The sequence below is a fragment of the Cytobacillus sp. genome (genome assembly GCF_032154635.1).
Classification (GTDB): Bacteria; Bacillota; Bacilli; order Bacillales; family Cytobacillaceae; genus Cytobacillus.
Window position 1 is genome coordinate 42,707 of record NZ_JALDXW010000015.1, and the last position, 19,160, is coordinate 61,866.

Annotated in this window: 24 protein-coding genes and 1 pseudogene; 16 read left to right on the forward strand and 9 right to left on the reverse strand. The window is 36.3% G+C overall.

Going from position 1 to position 19,160, the window contains the following annotated elements; genetic code table 11:
- The first annotated feature begins 106 nt into the window (after window positions 1-106).
- Window positions 107-1,600 (forward strand): alpha-amylase family glycosyl hydrolase, encoded by a 1,494-nt coding sequence (locus RUH74_RS12325; RefSeq protein ID WP_313800611.1) that lies wholly within the window; start codon window positions 107-109, stop codon window positions 1,598-1,600.
- A 179-nt stretch (window positions 1,601-1,779) separates the two neighbouring features.
- Here the strand turns inward: RUH74_RS12325 and RUH74_RS12330 are convergent, their stop codons facing one another.
- The 3 genes from RUH74_RS12330 to RUH74_RS12340 form a co-directional block, all read right to left on the reverse strand.
- The gene (locus RUH74_RS12330) at window positions 1,780-2,118 is read right to left on the reverse strand and encodes a DsrE family protein (protein ID WP_313800612.1); all 339 of its coding nucleotides are present in this window, start codon (window positions 2,116-2,118) and stop codon (window positions 1,780-1,782) included.
- Window positions 2,119-2,132: 14 nt separating this feature from the next.
- Complete coding sequence (locus tag RUH74_RS12335; protein WP_313800613.1) at window positions 2,133-2,441, reverse strand: metal-sulfur cluster assembly factor; 309 nt, start codon at window positions 2,439-2,441, stop codon at window positions 2,133-2,135.
- A 73-nt stretch (window positions 2,442-2,514) separates the two neighbouring features.
- Window positions 2,515-3,282 (reverse strand): alpha/beta fold hydrolase, encoded by a 768-nt coding sequence (locus RUH74_RS12340; RefSeq protein WP_313800614.1) that lies wholly within the window; start codon window positions 3,280-3,282, stop codon window positions 2,515-2,517.
- Between the two features lie 226 nt (window positions 3,283-3,508).
- On the opposite strand from RUH74_RS12340, the gene RUH74_RS12345 reads away from it, so the two are divergent.
- The 3 genes from RUH74_RS12345 to RUH74_RS12355 all read left to right on the forward strand — a co-directional run bounded on the left by RUH74_RS12345 (window position 3,509) and on the right by RUH74_RS12355 (window position 4,848).
- Window positions 3,509-4,327, forward strand: a complete 819-nt coding sequence (locus RUH74_RS12345) for a Cof-type HAD-IIB family hydrolase (RefSeq protein WP_313800615.1) — start codon at window positions 3,509-3,511, stop codon at window positions 4,325-4,327.
- 181 nt (window positions 4,328-4,508) lie between these two features.
- The gene (locus tag RUH74_RS12350) at window positions 4,509-4,661 is read left to right on the forward strand and encodes a hypothetical protein (protein WP_313800616.1); all 153 of its coding nucleotides are present in this window, start codon (window positions 4,509-4,511) and stop codon (window positions 4,659-4,661) included.
- A 1-nt stretch (window position 4,662) separates the two neighbouring features.
- On the forward strand, window positions 4,663-4,848 hold the full coding sequence (locus RUH74_RS12355; RefSeq protein ID WP_313800617.1) for a DUF3813 domain-containing protein: 186 nt from the start codon (window positions 4,663-4,665) through the stop codon (window positions 4,846-4,848).
- Between the two features lie 49 nt (window positions 4,849-4,897).
- On the opposite strand, the gene RUH74_RS12360 is transcribed toward RUH74_RS12355, so the two are convergent.
- The 3 genes and pseudogenes from RUH74_RS12360 to RUH74_RS12370 form a co-directional block, all read right to left on the reverse strand.
- On the reverse strand, window positions 4,898-5,278 hold the full coding sequence (locus tag RUH74_RS12360) for a Gmad2 immunoglobulin-like domain-containing protein (RefSeq protein WP_313800618.1): 381 nt from the start codon (window positions 5,276-5,278) through the stop codon (window positions 4,898-4,900).
- Window positions 5,279-5,300: 22 nt separating this feature from the next.
- Window positions 5,301-5,490: pseudogene (locus tag RUH74_RS12365) on the reverse strand (DUF2179 domain-containing protein); the annotation flags it as partial.
- Between the two features lie 55 nt (window positions 5,491-5,545).
- Window positions 5,546-5,749 (reverse strand): hypothetical protein, encoded by a 204-nt coding sequence (locus tag RUH74_RS12370; RefSeq protein WP_313800619.1) that lies wholly within the window; start codon window positions 5,747-5,749, stop codon window positions 5,546-5,548.
- Window positions 5,750-5,922: 173 nt separating this feature from the next.
- On the opposite strand from RUH74_RS12370, the gene RUH74_RS12375 reads away from it, so the two are divergent.
- The 5 genes from RUH74_RS12375 (at window position 5,923) to RUH74_RS12395 (ending at window position 8,924) form a co-directional block, all read left to right on the forward strand.
- The gene (locus RUH74_RS12375) at window positions 5,923-6,177 is read left to right on the forward strand and encodes a spore germination protein (RefSeq protein WP_313800620.1); all 255 of its coding nucleotides are present in this window, start codon (window positions 5,923-5,925) and stop codon (window positions 6,175-6,177) included.
- 23 nt (window positions 6,178-6,200) lie between these two features.
- Window positions 6,201-6,443, forward strand: coding sequence for a spore germination protein (locus RUH74_RS12380; protein ID WP_313800621.1), 243 nt, complete (start codon window positions 6,201-6,203; stop codon window positions 6,441-6,443).
- A gap of 21 nt (window positions 6,444-6,464) precedes the next feature.
- Window positions 6,465-6,884 carry an Hsp20/alpha crystallin family protein gene (locus tag RUH74_RS12385; RefSeq protein ID WP_313800622.1) on the forward strand — a complete coding sequence of 140 codons (420 nt, stop codon included), beginning with the start codon at window positions 6,465-6,467 and terminating at the stop codon, window positions 6,882-6,884.
- A gap of 900 nt (window positions 6,885-7,784) precedes the next feature.
- A complete protein-coding gene (locus tag RUH74_RS12390) occupies window positions 7,785-8,645 on the forward strand; it encodes a DegV family protein (protein WP_313800623.1) in 861 nt (286 codons plus the stop codon).
- Between the two features lie 147 nt (window positions 8,646-8,792).
- A complete protein-coding gene (locus RUH74_RS12395; protein ID WP_313800624.1) occupies window positions 8,793-8,924 on the forward strand; it encodes a DUF3941 domain-containing protein in 132 nt (43 codons plus the stop codon).
- A 34-nt stretch (window positions 8,925-8,958) separates the two neighbouring features.
- Here the strand turns inward: RUH74_RS12395 and RUH74_RS12400 are convergent, their stop codons facing one another.
- Entirely contained in the window at window positions 8,959-9,825 is an 867-nt protein-coding gene (locus RUH74_RS12400) for a CvfB family protein (protein WP_313800625.1), read from the reverse strand.
- Window positions 9,826-9,968: 143 nt separating this feature from the next.
- On the opposite strand from RUH74_RS12400, the gene RUH74_RS12405 reads away from it, so the two are divergent.
- The 4 genes from RUH74_RS12405 (at window position 9,969) to moaA (ending at window position 14,661) form a co-directional block, all read left to right on the forward strand.
- Window positions 9,969-10,460 carry a YajQ family cyclic di-GMP-binding protein gene (locus RUH74_RS12405; protein WP_313800626.1) on the forward strand — a complete coding sequence of 164 codons (492 nt, stop codon included), beginning with the start codon at window positions 9,969-9,971 and terminating at the stop codon, window positions 10,458-10,460.
- 130 nt (window positions 10,461-10,590) lie between these two features.
- Window positions 10,591-11,877 carry a methyl-accepting chemotaxis protein gene (locus RUH74_RS12410; protein WP_313800627.1) on the forward strand — a complete coding sequence of 429 codons (1,287 nt, stop codon included), beginning with the start codon at window positions 10,591-10,593 and terminating at the stop codon, window positions 11,875-11,877.
- Window positions 11,878-12,121: 244 nt separating this feature from the next.
- Complete coding sequence (locus RUH74_RS12415) at window positions 12,122-13,249, forward strand: TIGR04053 family radical SAM/SPASM domain-containing protein (protein ID WP_313800629.1); 1,128 nt, start codon at window positions 12,122-12,124, stop codon at window positions 13,247-13,249.
- 395 nt (window positions 13,250-13,644) lie between these two features.
- A complete protein-coding gene (gene moaA / locus RUH74_RS12420; protein WP_313800630.1) occupies window positions 13,645-14,661 on the forward strand; it encodes a GTP 3',8-cyclase MoaA in 1,017 nt (338 codons plus the stop codon).
- A gap of 183 nt (window positions 14,662-14,844) precedes the next feature.
- Here moaA and ric read toward each other — a convergent pair whose 3' ends face one another.
- A complete protein-coding gene (ric, locus tag RUH74_RS12425) occupies window positions 14,845-15,543 on the reverse strand; it encodes an iron-sulfur cluster repair di-iron protein (RefSeq protein ID WP_313800631.1) in 699 nt (232 codons plus the stop codon).
- Window positions 15,544-15,750: 207 nt separating this feature from the next.
- Between ric and RUH74_RS12430 the strand changes: the two genes are divergently transcribed.
- From RUH74_RS12430 to RUH74_RS12440, 3 genes are all read left to right on the forward strand, one after another.
- The gene (locus RUH74_RS12430; RefSeq protein WP_313800632.1) at window positions 15,751-17,016 is read left to right on the forward strand and encodes a molybdopterin molybdotransferase MoeA; all 1,266 of its coding nucleotides are present in this window, start codon (window positions 15,751-15,753) and stop codon (window positions 17,014-17,016) included.
- Window positions 17,010-17,537, forward strand: coding sequence for a molybdopterin-guanine dinucleotide biosynthesis protein B (gene mobB, locus RUH74_RS12435; RefSeq protein WP_313800633.1), 528 nt, complete (start codon window positions 17,010-17,012; stop codon window positions 17,535-17,537). The genes RUH74_RS12430 and mobB overlap by 7 nt, the downstream gene beginning before the upstream one ends.
- 118 nt (window positions 17,538-17,655) lie before the next feature.
- The gene (locus tag RUH74_RS12440; protein WP_313800634.1) at window positions 17,656-18,372 is read left to right on the forward strand and encodes a YwiC-like family protein; all 717 of its coding nucleotides are present in this window, start codon (window positions 17,656-17,658) and stop codon (window positions 18,370-18,372) included.
- Window positions 18,373-18,418: 46 nt separating this feature from the next.
- Here RUH74_RS12440 and RUH74_RS12445 read toward each other — a convergent pair whose 3' ends face one another.
- Window positions 18,419-19,111: a Crp/Fnr family transcriptional regulator gene (locus RUH74_RS12445; RefSeq protein WP_313800635.1), complete on the reverse strand. Its 693-nt coding sequence runs from the start codon at window positions 19,109-19,111 to the stop codon at window positions 18,419-18,421.
- Window positions 19,112-19,160: the final 49 nt, after the last annotated feature.

A 19,160-nucleotide genomic window follows, 5' to 3' on the forward strand; every position in this document is an offset into this window, starting at 1 on the left:
CTTTGTTTGACGATATGAAGAGAAAAGGCTACTCTTAAAGAGTTGTGATCATCGGTCAAACAAAATAGAAAAAGCTTTGATATTGAAGGAGTTGAAGGAGCGAAAGATGGAAAAAAGAGTGTGGGCTCTCATTCTCATTCCGTTTCTTCTTTTTTACGCCATCCCTACAGGAGCAGCTGAAAAAGAAGATCGTAAATGGCAAGATGAAGCAGTGTATTATGTGATGGTCGATCGTTTTAATAATGGCGACAATAAAAATGATTATGAAGTGAATGTTCAAGATCCTAAAGCTTTTCATGGCGGAGATTTTAAGGGGATTACTGACAAGCTGGATTATATTCAAGATATGGGTTTTACAACCATTCGGCTAAATTCTATTTTTGACAATGAAGAGAACGGCTATCATGGGAAATGGATACAAGACTACTATAAGACCGAAGAACATTATGGTACAATCGATGAATTTAAGCAGCTTGTGAAAGAAGCTCATAAAAGAGACATGAAGGTTATCATCGATTTTGAATGGAACCAGGTTGGACCAAACCATCCTTGGCGAACAGAACCTGCCAAGAAGGATTGGTTTCGAGATGAGAATGGAAATCTTTACTTAAATCAGGATAATCAGGAAGTAAAGAATTATTTAATCGATGCCGCAAAATGGTGGATAAAAGAAGCAAATATTGATGGGTATTATTTAGGCAATGCAGATCTTGTTTCAGAAAGCTTTATAGAAGAGTTCGTTAAAGAAATTAAAGGTTCTACAGATCATTTCTATTTGCTTGGTGAAGTAAAATCAGATGATCCAAAGACCATCGCTTCCTTTCAGAAAATGGGTATTGATGGATTAATTGATTACCCGCTATCTGAAAGTATAAGACCTATTTTTGATCAGGTAGACCATTCATTAAGTGAACTCGTTACAAACAAAGAAAAATTAATGGCAATTTATCCAGAACCGTACTTAATGGGAAGTGTAATGGATACGGATGAAATGATTCGCTTTACTCATAATGCTGTCACGAAAAATCAGCATCCAGGACCAAGGTGGAAGCTTGCTCTCACTTATCTTTATACAACCCCGGGGATCCCCATTGTTTATTATGGCAGTGAAATTGCATTAGAGGGCGGGGAAGGAGAAGCGAATCATAGGCAAATGGATTTTCGAACAGATAAAGAGCTAATTGATTATATCACAAAGCTTGGAGAGCTTCGGGGCAAATATCCAAGCTTAACAAGGGGCTCTTTAGAACTTTTAGCTGAGGAAAATGGATTGTCTGTGTATAAGCGGACATATGAGGGTGAAACAACAGTCATAGCCATTAATAATTCATCTGAATCGCAAAATATAACTGTTCCGAGTAAGTTATTAGAGGAAGATAAAGAATTAAGAGGTCTTCTTTCTGATGATCAAGTTAAGAGCAAAGATAAAGGCTATACTTTATTCTTGGATCGTGAAGAGGCAGAAGTATACATATTAGCGGAAAAGTCAGGATTAAATATGCCATATGTCATTGCAACAATAGTTGTGTATGGCGCATTCTTAACGTTTATTATTCTTGCTTGGAGAAAGTCAAAGAAAAAAAGAGCACAAGAGGAATAAAAGAAGAAAAACACACTTGATTTCACGACTGAAAAATTCAAGTGTGTTTTTGTTTGCAAAAATAAATGTCGGTCTGATAAGAATATGCCCTTATGTAGGAGTAAAATCTGTCATTGAAATGAAGCATCCTGACATTTATATATGCGGTGGGAAGCAGCTGTTCATGAAAGATTTATACGTTAAGAGATCGTCAGCACCTCATATTTTGAGGCAAGATCAATGAAATGAGGCATCCCGCTAATTTTACCAGCGACGAGTTTTTCTTCAATCTTGTAATAATCAACACAAGTTTTGCATGCGAGCACTTCGACACCTTTTGTTTCGAGCTCTTTAAGGTGGACGGAAACAAATGACGAATCTGTTAATGTAAATACTCCACGATTCATGCAAAAAATGGCTGCAGGCAGTTCTTCTCTTTGCTTAAGTAATGTAAAAAACGTTTCAAGCACACCTTCACCAAGTTCTTTATCCCCTTTGCCAAGCTGATCTGAGCTTAAAAGAATTACTTTATTATTCATAATGAGCTCCTTTTTTACCTTATACCTAAGGCAATTTTGGCATATCTAGACATTTTATCTTTAGACCACGGAGGATTCCAGACAATGTTTACTTCTGTTTCTTTTACTTCTGGAATATCTGATAAAGCGCTTTTTACATTGTCAACTATCGTACCCGCAAGCGGACAGCCCATTGAAGTCAATGTCATATCAATCGTTGTTTTTCCTTCTTCATCCATTTTAACATCATAAACTAAACCGAGATTGACAATATCGATGCCAATTTCAGGATCGACAACAAGCTCTAACGCACTCATAATGCTATCCTTTAATTCCTGCTCCATTCTTAACATCTCCTTCTTTTCTATGTTACTGTTATCATAACAAAAAAATTAGTGATAATGAATAAAAGTTGCTTTATACAAATTGTTCAAACCATTTTACTGTTTGCGCCACACCTTCATTACTGACGTTATGTCCTGCCTTTTCATCAATAATAAATTTCAGTTTTTCTGGTGCATCGTGATAAAGGGGTTGTATGGTCTCATAAAAATGATATGTATAATGAAATGGGACGACAGGGTCTTTTTTTCCATGCCAAAAAAGTAACGGGCGATTTTGTAATGTATTCGTTTGCAAGCTTAAATCAAGTTCTCTTAGCTTCCCCATTAAATGATGAATTTCATCTTCTTCAATCGGGATATGTAAGCCATTTTTTTGCATTTCATCTAATTGCCAATGAGCAAATTTTTCATAATAGGGCATGCCCATTAAGCTTACAGCTGCTTTTATCCATGGATATTTTGTGAGTGCCCCTAGTGTGACAATTCCGCCCATTGAAGTGCCGGCAAGACCGATTCGAGAAGAGTCAATCAGCTTCTCCTTTTCAAACGAAGTTTTGAGGATATCAAGTTCTTCGATCGTTTGCAGAACAATGTCCCAAAACCGAAAATTCAAATGATGTCCGGACAAGCCTTCATTTCTTTCTCCATGATAAAGGGCTTCGGGGAGGATGACGCGAAATCCCTTTTTGGCAAGCAAATAAGCATAGTGGAGATTTTTTTCATAGATACTTGTAAATCCATGTACAAATAGGATGAGTGGAAGTTCCTGGTTCCATTTTTGCTGATCTGCAACGTGTAATAGAGGGATATCCTTTATTCTTTTATTCTCAATACTAATCAATTTGAGGCCTCCTAATGTAAAGTGAATCTATCATTTATGTAAAAATAAGTGGAAAAAGTGTATTTAGTAACAAAATTTAAATATATTTGTTAACATAGTGTTTATAGATAAAGTTATTTTTACTATTAAAAATTTCCATCATTCATAAGTGTACCATGTAGACTTTTTTTTTCTCAAACCTTTACACTTAGAATAGAAAAATTCGTATAAAGCAGGTGTTCATATTATGGCAGAAAAACATTTAATTGCATTAGATTTAGATGGAACCTTACTTAAAAATGATAAAACGATCTCAAAGAAGACAAAAGAAGTCATTCAAAAGGCTCGTGAGCAAGGTCATATCGTTATGATTGCAACAGGCAGACCATTCAGATCGAGTGAAATGTACTATAGAGAAATGAATTTAGATACACCTATTGTTAATTTTAATGGTGCATTTATTCACCATCCAAAGGATCCTAACTGGGGCATCTATCATTCACCGCTGGAAGTGAATATTGCGAAAGATATCGTTGAAGCTTGCAGTTCATTCCCATTCCACAATATCATTGCCGAGGTCATTGATGATGTATACATTCATTACCATGATGAAAAGCTGCTTGATATTTTTAGCTTAGGGAATCCAAATATTACAACTGGCGATATTCGAAATTTTTTAAAGGCATCACCAACGAGCATGCTCATTCACACGGATGAAGAACATGTGAAAACAATCCGTGACCATCTTTCTGCCGTCCATGCTGAAGTCATTGACCACCGGAGCTGGGCAGCCCCATTTCATGTGATCGAGATCGTAAAGACTGGATTGAATAAAGCAGTAGGGCTAAAAAGAGCTGCAGACTATTTCCAAATTCCCGCTGAAAGAATCATTGCTTTTGGGGATGAAGACAATGATCTTGAAATGCTTGATTATGCAGGCTTTGGCGTAGCAATGGGGAATGCCATTGAAATAGTAAAAACAACTGCAAATGAATCTACACTAACAAATGAAGAAGATGGTGTTGGCGTTTATTTAAATGAATTATTAAATTTAAAGGTGTTTTAATTAATAAAATAGAATAGCGTCCTTTGAGTTAGGGAATTGTCTAGCTCTGGCGCTTACGCATTTTTCCTTTTTTTTTCAAAATGGTTAAATGATTCCCTTTTTAAACAAGAAGACAATGCATATACTATAAAACGAAGCAGCGGCAGCTGTTTCAACACTTCTTCATTTGGAGGGGATTCGATTGGGTAAACGTACGAAATCGAGGCGCTTTGTACAACAAGGAGTAGATTCTGTTACTAAGCATGCTGAACGTATCCCGTATCACATGACATATGCTGAAGCTGAAGCTGAAAAGTTAAGGAATGTGAAAGAATCTTCTCTTGGAGGAATATAAAATGGGCAATAGGCTGTTTCAAGAGGCAAGACGTTTAATTGACGAAACAAGAAATGTTGAACCTGTTGAGCAGCAACAGCGGATCATTAGTGCTCAAAATGCTTTAAGCTCTGCCTTTGCAAATGCAACTAGAGCAGAGCAGGCGCAGCTTAGTGAGATGCAAAAAGAGCTAGATACATTGAAATAAGCGAAGAAAAGCTGGCATGAAAAGTGTCAGCTTTTCGCCTATTTATGGATTAGTCTAATACAATTGGGGAAATATGGAGTTGTTTTCCTTGGCTATCTTTTTCAAATAAATAGAGAATAACAGTTCCATTTTTAGGCATACTTTCTTTCGGGAGTACAACTTCAAATGAAAATTTCGACCATTTTGATGAAGTGGTGTTCACTTTTTGCCTTTTTTCAGTGATTAATTCATTATGGCCATCTTCAACAATATAGTAGAATTCTTTCTTATTTGAGCGTATTTCCCCCTTAACCTCATATACTCCATTTTTTTCTGATGCTTTAACATGTCTAAACAGTTCATTTTTTATAGGAACATTCTCATTGCTATCTGTATGCAAAGTTTGTATCTGCATAAAACTGAGTACGAAAAAAATGAATAATATGCGCATAGTATCCCTCCAATAAGATTTTTTAATCCTTGCGGAAGAAACCAAAGATACCAACAGTTTGTACAATATTAGTAAAAGCATGCGGATCTACTTCTTAAATTATTCTTCCAAATAAATAATTTATTTCGTGTAATATCGACGATCATCAATTCCCTGCTTTCGTTGAAAAGGACACTTTGTGCTGTTACTGTTGTTATACCTCGAATGAGTCTTCATGAATCATTTTTGGTTTAAGAACATAACTACCGATTCGATTTGGTAAACACCCTAATTATTAGGTCGCTTTAATATAACACCCCAGCTTGATACTCCATATGGAGGAAGAAGCATGGGTTTACAGGGATGTTCTGCCTTATCAATAGCACTCAACTGCTTTGTTAGCCAAAATAATATGGCCATGACGATCCGTATTCTGGTGACCGCTTTCCGTTTGTTAATATGTACTTTTACGATTAAAACTAGGTTACTCATTACGTAGTGTCCTATTAGTAAATTAAATAGTGTAGTATGGCCGATGCAATCTTTAGTTTGAAGCAATGGTCCTATTATTAGATAATGTTTTCTTAACTGAATAACTTCAGTGTCATTTAGGCGATAACGTGCATACTTTATTTTAAATTCTTTATTAGAATGAGGGGGAAGTTATGCCATCCATAATAATTAATTTATATAGCCTTAAAATAAATAGTATTTCAGGAAACGGCTCTGTAACTATTGGCGAAGCTTCACATAATAGCCATACAGCAAAGAGTAAGGTTCAAGGTGTTAATTCATCATATGGTGATATGTCCCCTACTGAAGCTAATTTACAAAATATACTAATTGATCCTGATGTAAACGATATGACAGATATTGGAAACTCCGATAGTACAAATATAGGGGGAATCCCGGGTTTTTAAACTAGAGGGGGCTTGAGGGAGAAATGCCTTATCAGATTAATATCTTCAATATAAAAGTCAATGGAGCAACACAGAATGGTAATATTGATATTGGACCAACTGTTCATAATAGTCACACTGCGAATAGTAAGTTTGTAGGTGCTAATTTTTCTCTAGGAGATTTTTCACCGACTTTCTCACAAATGAACTCAGTCATTATTGATACGGATGTAAGCGATCAAGATCAAATTGCAAATCCTTCCATGCCTATTGCAAACCAATTATAAAATCATTTAGGAGTGGCATAAATGGACATTGAAAAAATAAGAAAATGGATGGAAATAACAAATGAATATAGGAAAAGTGATTTCTGGAGCAGTGTTTTAAACCAGCGACCACCCAAAGATTTTTTTAGTTTTCATGTACCTAAACACGATATTTATCAAAATCAAACGACAGTTTATATTCTTATAGAATTACCTGGTATTCAACCAGACAGATTATTAATAAATTTAATATCAAAAAGTCGGGTTTCAATAAAGACAACTGCGCTTCCTCCTATTTCTAACGAACTGGCAATTAAGCAGGAAAGGTACTATGGAGAAATAGTTTTTGAAATCGATTTACCCGAGCCAACAGAGGTACACTTATTAACATTTCAGTATCAAGATGGGCTTCTTTATATCAGTTATCCAAGACAAATAGAAAATATTAAAGTGAATTTTTAACATATTCCTGATCGTCTGTTGTTTCAAATCAATATAATTAATAATATTCATTAGTCTTAGGTATTTGAGGGAAGTGGAACCAATATCATAGGATTAAGTGGAGAAGGAATAAGAAAGTTTCTTTACTGGTTCGCCATTCCTAGTTGTAATGTACCGCTTAATCCAATCGACTTTAGATTTCGTGACGTTTTTGGAAAGCAGCAAGCTAATTATTCCAATTTTAGTTTTAAGCTCTAACAAACTTATACGACAAGTTTTAAAAAATCGTTTAAATCAAAAGGACATATTTTATGCGTCTATGTTATATAGTATTCTCTTGTGTTACAGTAAAATTCTTTTATTGCCGATTGGGAAACTATCTTCTATTCTTCATCATCGAGTTATCGTAAAAATCCTTAAATCTCTTAAGAGGAAATTGGATAATTTTCTTTATAGCTTCATTTTGTTTCCCCCATTAGCTTTGCAATGCCAGAAATAGAGGATTTTATTATGTTAGTAACATCTTGTTTTGAGGTTACATGGAATTTTGACATATGAGTTTAAAAATGAAGTTAGTTTTCGCAACTTTATATATCTATAATTTTTATTAGTTCTATCCTATTCTTTGATCTGTTTTTTATGTTACCAGCTTCATTCTACAGAAGCTTCAACTCTTACTATATAAAATCGAATGCGTCACAGAAAAAATAGCTAATGGAGCAACTTTTTCTTTAAGACGGTGTAAGAAGTAATAACTTGAACAGTTAAATTAGGCAGACCGCCATTTACATACATGGTTAAGAGCATATTCCCTTGGTTTGGTATATGATTATCTCAAATCACAAGTAATTTTCGTTGTCTTTTTTTTCTAATTTATATACACTTAAAGAATATATATGGTATGGAAAGCAGGTGAATAAGATGTCAGTGAAAATATTGACAGACAGTGCAAGTGATCTGCCGTTAAGCTTTTATGAAGAAAATAATGTTATCCTTCTTCCTCTAAAAGTGCATTTAGATGATACTGAATATGTTGACTTATTAACCATTGATCCGAAAACTGTCTATCAAGCCATTCGTGAGGGAAAGGTTCCAAAGACGTCTCAAGTATCGCCAAAAGTCTTTGAGGAATCATTTACAAAAATGGCTGAAAACGGTGAAGATGGGATATATATCGCATTTTCCTCAGAATTATCAGGAACGTATCAAACAGCAGTCATGATGTTAGATCAGGTTAAAGAAACATACCCAGAATTCAAGTTAACAATTATTGATACTAAATGTGCATCACTTGGATTTGGTCTTATTGTGAAAGAAGCGGCAAGGCTTGCTAATGAAAATAGATCCAAAGAAGAGATCTTACAGGATATTTTATTCCGTTGTCACCATATGGAGCATTTATTTACTGTTCATGATCTTGATTATCTGGCAAAAGGTGGACGTGTGTCGAAAGCATCTGCATTTCTAGGCGGTCTTTTGAACATCAAGCCACTATTAAATGTCGAGGATGGAAAGCTTGTCCCGATCGAAAAGCATCGGGGGAAAAAGAAGCTTCTTCGTCGTATCATTGAAATAATGAGGGAAAGAGGCAAATCATTAGATCAACAAATAATTGGGATCAGCCATGCTGACGATGAAGAAACGGCTTTAGAAATGAAAGAGCTTATTGCCCAAGAATTTAATCCAAAAGAGTTTTATATTAACTCCATTGGCTCAGCAATTGGTTCACATACAGGTTCTGGAACAATCGCAATATTTTTTCTTAATAAAGTGCAATCATAACTATTTTTTAGGCAATCGGATAACGATTGCTTTTTTAATTTCCCACAATTATTTTTACATACTCCTTTTCTATTTACAGACAATAAGATGAGGCAGCCTTTTATAGAAGGCTGCAGTTTAAATTAAAATGGAAGGAGTAGTAGTATTATGCCCCGAACTTCTGATAACGATAAAAAAGCGCAGGATAATAATGCCTTTCGTCATGAAAAAAATATGATGCAAGAAAAAAACCGGAAAGCTGGAAAAAACCAGTATTCAAAAAAGACTAACCATTTATAAATAAACAAGCAAGCGGTCAGTGCCGCTTGCTTGTTTATTGTTCCTCTTTCTTATATGTCCATCCATCTTCTTGATAAATCTGACCTTCTTTCATTAAACGTCCGAGTGCACGTTTAAATGAAGCTTTGCTCATTTGAAAGCGTTCCTGTATATCCTCTGGCGTGCTTTTATCACCATAAGGCATGGAGCCGTTGCGTAGTGCTAGATAATTTAATATAGCTTCTGAATCCTGATCGAGCGCTTCATGCTTCCGTGGCGCTAATGACACATTGATTGTTCCATCCTCTTTCACATCTATAATCCTGCCCTCTACTTTTTCACCAAGACGAGGCTCTGTTTTTCGCTGAGATTCATGAATAAATCCTTTGAATCCTTCAGCCGTATAAATCCAGCTTCCCACTTTTGCAGTTCGATAAATATGTCCATGAATATTTTTGTTGAAGTCTTGTCTAGTAGCCTTAATTGCTATCCCATCAATGATTGGGTCTGTTGCTAATTTCACATATATACGCTCATTTCTATTTACTCTTAGCGTAATATATAGCATATCGCCTTCTTTCGGCCAGACTGATTGATGCACAGGAAGGTCTTCTTCTCCAAGCAGCATATCCTTCTTTATTCCGATGTTAATAAAAATGCCAATTCCAGGCTTAACATCACTAACTTGGGCCCAGCCATACGTTTCTGTTGTAATGTCAGGGAGTGTTGTCGTAGCTGCCACTCTTCCTCTTGAATCCGTATAAAGAAAAACCTCTACCTCTTGGCCTTCTTCTAATTCCATTTCCGTATCGTTTCTGTGTAAAAGAACATCTTCATCGCCATTTGATAAAAAGTAGCCAAACTCAGCCAGTCTTTCTACCTTTAATTTTACAGTCCGTCCAATATAATCGCTAATTGCCATTTATAGCACTCCTTTGTTTTTCTATCATATATTTAACGTTTCGAAAGTTTCACCTTAAGTTGTATGAACTGCTATATTTTACTATAATTAAGGAACAAAGTGAAACCTCTTTAGTAAAGAGGGGAGTTTTTAAGGAGGAAGCTATGTCGAAAGAAAGTTCATTTGATATTGTATCCAAAGTTGACTTTTCAGAAGTAACAAATGCAATTAATATTGCAATGAAAGAAATTCAAACCCGTTATGACTTCAAAGGCAGTAAGAGTACGATCTCCCTTGATAAGGAAGAGCTTGTGTTAATCTCTGATGATGAATTTAAGCTAGAGCAGCTTAAGGATGTCCTTTTTAGTAAAATGATTAAAAGAGGAATTCCTGTTAAAAATCTGGATTATGGCAAGCTTGAGGGAGCATCAGGTGGTACGGTCCGTCAAAGAGCCAAAATTGCTCAAGGAATTGATAAAGATAATGCGAAGAAAATAAATATGCTCATTAAAAATAGCGGTTTAAAAGTCAAAAGCCAAGTACAAGATGATCAGGTCCGTGTAACGGGCAAAAACCGGGATGATTTGCAAAAGATTATAGCTGCAGTGAAAGAAGCTGACCTGACCGTTGATGTACAATTTGTGAATTATCGATAAATAAGTAGGAGGCAGCCCGATATTTTGGGCTGTTTTCTCTTTGTAACTTTATAGTGGCATTTCGTAGTGCTTGTAGGTATAATTATCTAGGAAAGTTGCACCATTGAATGCCATTAGGAGAGGATCTTATATGCTGGATAAAATTAAATTTAGAAGTATTCGTTTAAAAATGATTGGAGTAATTGTAATTGCTTCAATTATTAGTACACCGCTTTCTTCAAAGTTAAATGAGTATGTAATGGAACTTGGTGATGTACATAAAAGCTTTGGTATTTATATCAACACGGTAATTAACCTTATTATTGCAACGATAATTGTTGCAATATTTACTCGATGGATTATTATTAAACCTCTTCAAACTTTACTGGAAGCCACGAAAAAAGTAGCAGAGGGCGATCTAAATGTTGCAGTTGATTTTTCTAAACGCGTAGATGATGAAATAAGTCAGCTGTCTGTTGGGTTTCAACAAATGACAGATCATCTGAAAACAGTTGTAAGGAAACTAAATGATACGTCAGATAGAATAACAGTGTCAGTTAGTCAATTATCTGCGAACTCTGAAAATACGGCTCTTGTCTCTGAGCAAATTTCTGCTGCCATTCAAGGTGTTGCTGCAGGATCTGAGGAACAAAATGCTGGAATGGAAAAAATTGCGGCCGCTATGGATGTTGTAAGCAATGAGATAGATGATATTTCCCGTAATACAGAAATTATTAGCAATCAATCCAGAATGAATACAGCAGTTGCACAAGAAGGGGAAAAGACTGTTGACAGAACGGTAAGACAAATGAACCTTATTCAAGACTCTGTCACACAATCAGATCATTCCATTCAAATGCTCCAAGCACAGACAAAAGAAATAGGTCAATTTTTAACAGTCATTACAGATATCGCGAACCAAACGAATTTATTGGCATTGAATGCTGCAATTGAGGCTGCGCGTGCAGGGGAAGCAGGAAAAGGCTTTGCCGTAGTAGCTGAAGAGGTCCGCAAGCTTGCTGAGCAGTCAAATGAATCTGCCCAACAGATTGCAGTGCTCGTAAATGAGATTCAAAAGCAAACAGGTGATTCAGTTGCAACGATGAAGAATGTGATTGGAGATGTTCAGGAAGGAATGATTATGACCAACGAAACAAAAGATCTTTTCAATCGAATCTCTCAATCAATGGCTGAGATGAATAGCCAAATGGAAAAAATCCTTACTGGCGGGAAAATGATTTCAGGAAGTGCTGGGGAAGTTACTGCTGCCGTTTCAGCTGTCAGTTCTATTGCAAACCTCAACAGTCAAAATTCAATGAGTGTTTCTGCAGCTTCTCAGGAGCAGCTTGCTTCTATTGATGAAGTGGCAAGTTCAACGAAGGAATTAGAGGAAGTGGCAGCAGATCTTCAAAAACTAACACATATTTTTAAAATTTAATAAGCTGTATATAAAAGAGAAAACACACTGGATTCTATCACAGTGTGTTTTCTTGTATTTGCCATGGATTACGTATAAAATGCGATTCTCGTCTATTAATATTTTGTCAATGTGAGATTCTTCACTTATTTATTTGAAATGCTACTCTATAATTTGGATATAGTGAAATTCTATTGATAAATAAAATCCGACATTTTCTCATAACAAGAAAATAAATGAGGGTGTTGAAGGAGGATTTTTTTACATGGCTTTTAATCGTGATTTTAACCAGGATCCATTTATAGTGATTTGGGAATTAACGAGAGCTTGCCAGTTGAAATGCTTACATTGCCGTGCCGAAGCTCAATATAGAAGAGACCCGCGTGAATTATCATTTGAAGAGGGGAAAAAATTAATTGACCAAATTTATGAACTGAATAATCCCATGCTTGTATTTACTGGCGGAGATCCTTTAATGAGAGAGGATGTCTTTGACATTGCAGAATATGCTGTCAAGAAAGGTGTCCGTGTTTCGATGACACCGAGTGCAACTCCTAATGTAACAAAAGAAGCCATTGAGAAGGCCAAGGAAGTAGGATTGTCTCGGTGGGCATTTAGTTTGGATGGTCCCAATGCTGCAGTTCATGATCATTTTCGTGGAACTGCAGGCTCATTTGATTTAACGATGGAACGGATTAAATATTTGCATGAACTTGAAATACCTATCCAGATCAACACGGTTATCTCCAGATATAATATTGATTATTTAGATGAGATGGCTAAAGTTGTTGAAGAATTAAAATGTGTGCTATGGAGTGTCTTTTTCCTTGTACCAACAGGTAGAGGACAGGAATCGGATATGATATCTCCTGTTGAACATGAAAAAGTATTTACATGGCTGTATAAGCTAAGCAAGAAGGTGCCATTCGACATTAAAACAACTGCCGCACAGCATTATCGCCGTGTTGTTATCCAGCAAAAAATGCGCGAGGCTAAAGAGCAAAGAGATGAAATACAATATTTAGATGCATTGACAAAGCAAGGCCTAACAGGCTCAATTGATGGCCTTGGGAGAGCACCAAAAGGTGTAAATGACGGGAATGGCTTCGTTTTTATATCCCATGTAGGTGATGTATATCCGAGTGGTTTATTGCCTGTTAAAGCAGGGAATGTTAGAGACCAATCACTTGGGGACATTTATCGAGAATCTCCTATCTTTAAAGATTTGCGGAATCCTGATAAATATAAAGGGAAATGCGGAGTTTGTGAATTTAGATATGTATGCGGAGGTTCGAGATCACGAGCTTATGCAATGACTGGGGATTATATGGAAAGTGAACCGTTCTGCGTCTATATTCCTAAAGCATTAAGAAAGAAAGCTTCAACTAAATAGAATAATTACATAATCAGTCTATTACCAAAAAGTGCAGTCTTGCTCTAAGGCTGCATTTTCTTTTACCTTATAGCTAAGTTTATCGTTTAATAGCAGCCTTTGATATATACGCGAATGTTTTTTTGAATAATGTAATCAAAGGAGTATTATGCACAAATGTAACAAATCGAATCAGATTAAAAATGGAACTTTTAATACTATGAGAATAATGACAACATCATGACATTTTCAATATGTTATTAACATATAGGTAGTTATATGGTGTAATGAGGAGTATACATGATCTAATCAATAGTTGTACGCAGAGTAAATGTGAGATTGTGTACAGTTTCTCTAAGGAACGTATGATAGAATAGGCATTAAAGAGAGATCACTCTTAATCAGGAGTTGATAAAATGGAAAAAATAATTATTAAAGATCAATTAAATAGACCGTTAAGAGATTTACGAATTTCAGTAATAGACCGCTGTAATTTTCGCTGTACCTACTGTATGCCTGCTGAAAAGTTTGGCCCTGATTTTGCTTTTTTACCAAAAAGTGAATTATTAACTTATGAAGAAATTGAGCGTCTGGCAAAAATATTTGTCAGCCTAGGAGTTGAAAAAATCCGGCTTACAGGCGGAGAGCCATTGCTTAGAAAGGATTTACCAACGTTAGTTAAGAAGCTTTCGGAGATTGAAGGCTTAAAAGATATCGGGTTAACGACAAATGGGGTCTTGCTGCCAAAGTTTGCAAAAGAGTTAAAAGAAGCTGGTCTTTTACGTGTGAATATCAGCTTAGATACACTTAATAGTGAGCTTTTTGGACAGATAAATGGCAGGGGAGTCGGAGTTGACGTCATTCTTGAAGGAATTAAAGCTGCACAGGATGCAGGTCTTGGTGTGAAAATCAATATGGTTGTGAAAAAGGGCCTAAATGATTCAGAAATTGTTCCGATGGCAAAGTTCTGCAAGGAGCAAGGACTGCAGCTTCGTTTTATCGAATATATGGACGTTGGCAGCACAAATGGCTGGAAAATGGATGATGTAGTGACAAAAAAGGAAATCTATGAAATGCTGAAAGAACATTATCTCTTAGAACCAGTAGATCCTGCGTATTTTGGAGAAGTAGCCAAACGGTATCGTTATGAAGGTACAAATGTCGATGTTGGCTTTATTCCATCGGTGTCCGAGTCTTTTTGCTCAAGCTGCACTCGTTCAAGGCTTTCAGCAAATGGACAGATCTTTACATGTTTATTTAATGGGGAAGGGCATGATATTAAAGAGTTCATGCGTAAAGATGTGACAGATAAGGAGATAGCCGATCGCATTACATTGATTTGGAGTGGAAGAAAGGATCGCTATTCCGATGAGCGCACAGAAGAAAGTGTAAAAACGAGAAAGAAAATCGAAATGTCTTACATCGGAGGATAAAAATCCCCCCTGTTTTAATGAACAGGGGGATTTTATCGTTATTTTAAACCCCTCAAGCCAGGAAGAATGCCTTTGGCGTTAAAGAATAGTCTGGCGCAAGCGTCCTATCGCCTACCAACCTTCACCCCCCTCCCTACGAAAAGTCGAGGCCCTTCTGCATTTGAATGGCGATGATCAAGGCGTTTAGCCAATATATCTTGGGAATAAAATATTATTCTCTAAGTGAACATGCATGAATGTAAAGCCTTCTAACGCTTCAAGACGTTTGTATACTAGCGTGTAGGTTCCACATGCATCAAGCGGTAGTTCGTAATCTGAAGTAACTTCTCTCAATTGTCTTAATATTTCTCCTACATGATCATGTTCTTTTTCGAGCTCTGTAATATAATCAACAATTTCTTGTCTATTTTCAAGGGACGGTTCTTCTAATTTTTTGAGCATGGGGAAGACAACTTCTTCTTCTTTTGCTGTATGTTCAATCATTTCTTTTTTAAACTCATAGAACAATTCATAGACCTTTAATAGTTCTGGGTGGCTGTCACCATGAACCTTTGAAACTTTTGTGACATAGGGACTTAATTGTGCAAGCTCATCAAGAGTTGTCGCATGGTAGTGTTCGCTAATATGTTTAATAATGTTCTCAGAACTGCTTTCTGTCCAAACAGTCATGTCGTCTTTATTATGTTCTTCTTTTATATAAACCTCTTGCAAATCTGATATTAATTTGTCCATATCTACCGAAAGGTCAGCAGCAGCTTTATTTAATGGAATGTTCCCCCCACAGCAAAAATCTATCCGATAACGTTTAAATACATCGCTTGTCTTTGGTTGCTCATTTACAATATCCTTAACTAATGTGGTTTCAGTAATAGTCAATGCCATCTTATATATCCTCCTTAGTAGATCATTTCTTTTATTCATAATAAGCATAACGGATCATAAACTTTGAATGGGTGACCCGTATCACACTTCAACCTCTTTTTTTTAAAAAAGGTAAAAGAGGATTGTGAGGTTTGTCATGTTGAATACGATGCTGTACATATATAATATAAGGATAGATAAGCGTGATTTTTTGAGGAGCTGATAGGAATGATAGAGAGAAGAACACCCATCCCGGTTGGAGAGGCAGTTAAGCGGATTATGAATCACGAATGGAGCGGAAAAACAGAAAATGTCTCGATACAGGAAAGCTATGGAAGATATTTATCTGAAGACTTAAGAGCGACGAGTGATGTTCCTCATTTTGATCGGGCACCATATGATGGCTTTGCAGTCAGAACAATCGATACAAAGGATGCATCCCAAACGAATCCGGTGGAATTTGAAGTGGTTGATCATATCGGTGCAGGAATGGTAACCACGAAAACAGTCGGTGCTTTCCAAGCAATAAGAATCATGACAGGGGCACAAATGCCGAAAGAATGTGATGCAGTTGTCATGCTAGAGTTGGCAAAAGCATATGAAAAAGATGGAAAGAACTTTATGTCTATTAAGCGTACATATAAACCTGGCGACAACGTCTCTTTTAAAGGTGAAGATGCAAGAAAAGGGGACGTGCTAATAAAAAAAGGAACAAAGATTAATCCCGGAATTCAAGCAATTCTTGCTACCTTTGGCTACGCACAGGTTCCTGTAGCAAAAAAGCCAATTGTTGGATTATATGCAACAGGTACCGAGCTGTTGGATGTACACGATCCATTAGCGCCAGGGAAAATAAGGAATAGCAACTCATATATGATTGCTGCACAAATCGAAAGAACAGGTGCACAGGTACATTATTTTGGGCAACTCCCTGATGAATTTGAAACTTGCTATGAAGCGGTAAGAAGCGCACTCGGAAAAGTAGATATGCTTATAACTACTGGCGGTGTATCCGTTGGTGATTTTGATTACTTGCCTGCTATTTATGAAAAATTGAAAGCGGAAGTGCTATTTAATAAAGTAGCCATGCGTCCAGGCAGTGTAACAACTGTAGCGCAGTTGGAAGGGAAGCTTTTATTTGGTCTATCAGGAAATCCGTCGGCTTGTTATGTTGGATTTGAATTATTTGCAAGACCCATCATTAGGCGAATGCTGTTTGCTGAAAAGCCGCACCTTCGAAAAGAAAAAGCGATTCTCGATGTTGATTTTCTAAAAGCAAATCCTTTTACCCGGTTTGTTAGAAGTGCAGTAACTGTCTCAGACGGAAAGCTAATTGCTTCACCGAGCGGCCTCGATAAATCGAATATCGTTATGAGTCTTGCTGGGGCAAATTCATTAATGATCTTGCCTGGAGGAACGAGAGGCTTTGAGGCAGGGTCAGAAGTAGAGGTCCTTTTGCTTGAGGACTTCGATGGAAGCGAGTGGCCATGGTAAGGAAACCAATTATTCTTCAAATTGTCGGTTTTCAAAACAGCGGCAAAACAACTGTTGTTAACAAGCTTATTCAACGTCTTGCTGCTGAAAATTTCAAAGTAGCTACAATTAAGCATCATGGGCATGGTGGAAAGCCGGATATAGTGAAAGGAAAAGATTCCAGTCAGCATATCTCCTCGGGTGCCCACGCATCCTTAATTGAAGGGGACGGACGAATGTTGCTTCAAGCAGAAAAAAACAGCTGGTCTTTATGCGAGCAAATAACTATTCTTGAAATTTTACAGTCAGATATCATTCTTATTGAAGGACATAAAAAGGAAGATTATCCTAAAATAGTTTTAGTAAGAAAGGAAGATGACCTTACCCAATTAGCAAAATTAAAGAATATTCAAGCTGTATTATTTTGGAATGAAGATTGTTTGGTATTGAAAAGCCGTTTATACCCAGTCCCTTTTTTCAGTATAAACGATTATTTGGGTTATGAATGGATATACAATTATCTGATAAATGAGATGAAATAGCTGTTGATTTTTGTCGAAAAACCGTCACAATATGACGGTTTTTTCTGTGATGATCTTCACTTTTTTACCTTATAGATTTAGATATAGTAGGGGTAGCATGCTATGAGGGGGGATAATCATGAAGATTTGTTTACCAAAACAGCATGGTGCTTGGGCAATGTTAATTATCCCATTTTGGCTCGGGGTTGCCGCTTCTAAATTTATGTGGGCACATATTGCGTTTTTTATTGGCTGGTTATTTTTATATTTAGCTACATATCCGATGCTATTATTATTCAAAAAGAAAAAAATGCAGTATTACACGAAGTGGACAATCATCTACCTTGTTCCAGCAATCTTATTGCTGTTCATTCCGCTTTTTATTCAGCCATCCATTATTATATTTGGTTTAATGATGATTCCATTTTTTATTTTAAATGCTTATTTTTCATCGAAAAATCGTGAACGAGCATTTATAAATGATATTAGTGCGATCTGCGTATTTGCTATTGCTGGTTTAGCGAGCAGCTATTTGCCTGACGCGGAAATTAATTCTTTATCAATAATTGTATTTCTTACATCCGTTTTATTTTTCACGGGTTGTACCTTTTTTGTAAAAACAATGATACGTGAGAAGAAAAATCCAACTTATAAATGGCTCTCATGGGGATTTCATCTAGCTGTTCCTATCATATGGATTTTGTTAGGGGAATGGTTAATTGCTATTGCCTTCATTCCGAGTTTAATTAGAGCATTTGTCTTCTATGGCAAAGGAATGACAATGAAAAATTTAGGCATTCTAGAAATTATAAATTCTGCCTTCTTCTTTATCATTATGATCATTGTTGTTGTTTAATCACAATAAAGAAGCTGCATCTCAACATATGGAGATGCAGCTTTTGTTATTCTATATTGCAAATATTAACTGGGCAATTTTCACAATCAATGGCGTTTTTTAAATGGGATAGATCATGAATGGTTATCATCCCTTTTTTAATTGAAAGTACTTCATTTTTGCGGAGTTCGCTTAACATTCGATTGACAACTTCTCGAGAGGTTCCACAAAAATTTGCAAGCTCTTGGTTTGTTAAAGGGGTATTAATCATCATGCCCTTTTCGGTTTCAATTCCATAGCTATTTGTTAGCCGGATTAAGGTAGAGTATAAAGCTCCTTTTTTTCCATGGAGGACAAGATCCCGAAATTTTGTTTGTGTCTTTCGATATTGGAGGCTTATCCATTTCATTAATTCAAGTGCAAGGGAATGATCTTGATTGAGCTTTTCTTCAAGCTCCTCCTTATTAATGATGGCTACCACACCGCTCTCCACTACTTTTGCATTTAGCATATATTTAGGTGATGGGCAGAAAAGTGATAATTCCCCAATTAAATCTCCTTCAGAGCACATTCTTAATGTAAGCTCACGGCCATCAGGTACAATCTTGCTTATTTGAATTAAACCGCTTTGAACGATGTAAAGTTCATTAGCAGTCATTCCCTCTTGGTATAGAAAGGATCCCTTTTCAACCTTTTTGTTATGATGTGAGGCTTGTAGTAGCACATTTAATTTCTCGGAAATTTCAATATTTGATTGCATGTATTACCTCCTCTTTCGGTAATGCATCCATTGTATATAAGTTAATACT

Excerpts from the sequence above, each read along its gene's own strand:
- RUH74_RS12325 (WP_313800611.1), top strand. The coding sequence starts at position 107 with ATGGAAAAAAGAGTGTGGGCTCTCATTCTCATTCCGTTTCTTCTTTTT.
- RUH74_RS12330 (WP_313800612.1), bottom strand. The coding sequence starts at position 2,118 with ATGAATAATAAAGTAATTCTTTTAAGCTCAGATCAGCTTGGCAAAGGG.
- RUH74_RS12335 (WP_313800613.1), bottom strand. The coding sequence starts at position 2,441 with ATGGAGCAGGAATTAAAGGATAGCATTATGAGTGCGTTAGAGCTTGTT.
- RUH74_RS12345 (WP_313800615.1), top strand. The coding sequence starts at position 3,509 with ATGGCAGAAAAACATTTAATTGCATTAGATTTAGATGGAACCTTACTT.
- RUH74_RS12355 (WP_313800617.1), top strand. The coding sequence starts at position 4,663 with ATGGGCAATAGGCTGTTTCAAGAGGCAAGACGTTTAATTGACGAAACA.
- RUH74_RS12360 (WP_313800618.1), bottom strand. The coding sequence starts at position 5,278 with ATGCGCATATTATTCATTTTTTTCGTACTCAGTTTTATGCAGATACAA.
- RUH74_RS12370 (WP_313800619.1), bottom strand. The coding sequence starts at position 5,749 with ATGAGTAACCTAGTTTTAATCGTAAAAGTACATATTAACAAACGGAAA.
- RUH74_RS12375 (WP_313800620.1), top strand. The coding sequence starts at position 5,923 with ATGCCATCCATAATAATTAATTTATATAGCCTTAAAATAAATAGTATT.
- RUH74_RS12380 (WP_313800621.1), top strand. The coding sequence starts at position 6,201 with ATGCCTTATCAGATTAATATCTTCAATATAAAAGTCAATGGAGCAACA.
- RUH74_RS12385 (WP_313800622.1), top strand. The coding sequence starts at position 6,465 with ATGGACATTGAAAAAATAAGAAAATGGATGGAAATAACAAATGAATAT.
- RUH74_RS12390 (WP_313800623.1), top strand. The coding sequence starts at position 7,785 with ATGTCAGTGAAAATATTGACAGACAGTGCAAGTGATCTGCCGTTAAGC.
- RUH74_RS12395 (WP_313800624.1), top strand. The coding sequence starts at position 8,793 with ATGCCCCGAACTTCTGATAACGATAAAAAAGCGCAGGATAATAATGCC.
- RUH74_RS12400 (WP_313800625.1), bottom strand. The coding sequence starts at position 9,825 with ATGGCAATTAGCGATTATATTGGACGGACTGTAAAATTAAAGGTAGAA.
- RUH74_RS12405 (WP_313800626.1), top strand. The coding sequence starts at position 9,969 with ATGTCGAAAGAAAGTTCATTTGATATTGTATCCAAAGTTGACTTTTCA.
- RUH74_RS12410 (WP_313800627.1), top strand. The coding sequence starts at position 10,591 with ATGCTGGATAAAATTAAATTTAGAAGTATTCGTTTAAAAATGATTGGA.
- RUH74_RS12415 (WP_313800629.1), top strand. The coding sequence starts at position 12,122 with ATGGCTTTTAATCGTGATTTTAACCAGGATCCATTTATAGTGATTTGG.
- moaA (WP_313800630.1), top strand. The coding sequence starts at position 13,645 with ATGGAAAAAATAATTATTAAAGATCAATTAAATAGACCGTTAAGAGAT.
- ric (WP_313800631.1), bottom strand. The coding sequence starts at position 15,543 with ATGGCATTGACTATTACTGAAACCACATTAGTTAAGGATATTGTAAAT.
- RUH74_RS12430 (WP_313800632.1), top strand. The coding sequence starts at position 15,751 with ATGATAGAGAGAAGAACACCCATCCCGGTTGGAGAGGCAGTTAAGCGG.
- mobB (WP_313800633.1), top strand. The coding sequence starts at position 17,010 with ATGGTAAGGAAACCAATTATTCTTCAAATTGTCGGTTTTCAAAACAGC.
- RUH74_RS12440 (WP_313800634.1), top strand. The coding sequence starts at position 17,656 with ATGAAGATTTGTTTACCAAAACAGCATGGTGCTTGGGCAATGTTAATT.
- RUH74_RS12445 (WP_313800635.1), bottom strand. The coding sequence starts at position 19,111 with ATGCAATCAAATATTGAAATTTCCGAGAAATTAAATGTGCTACTACAA.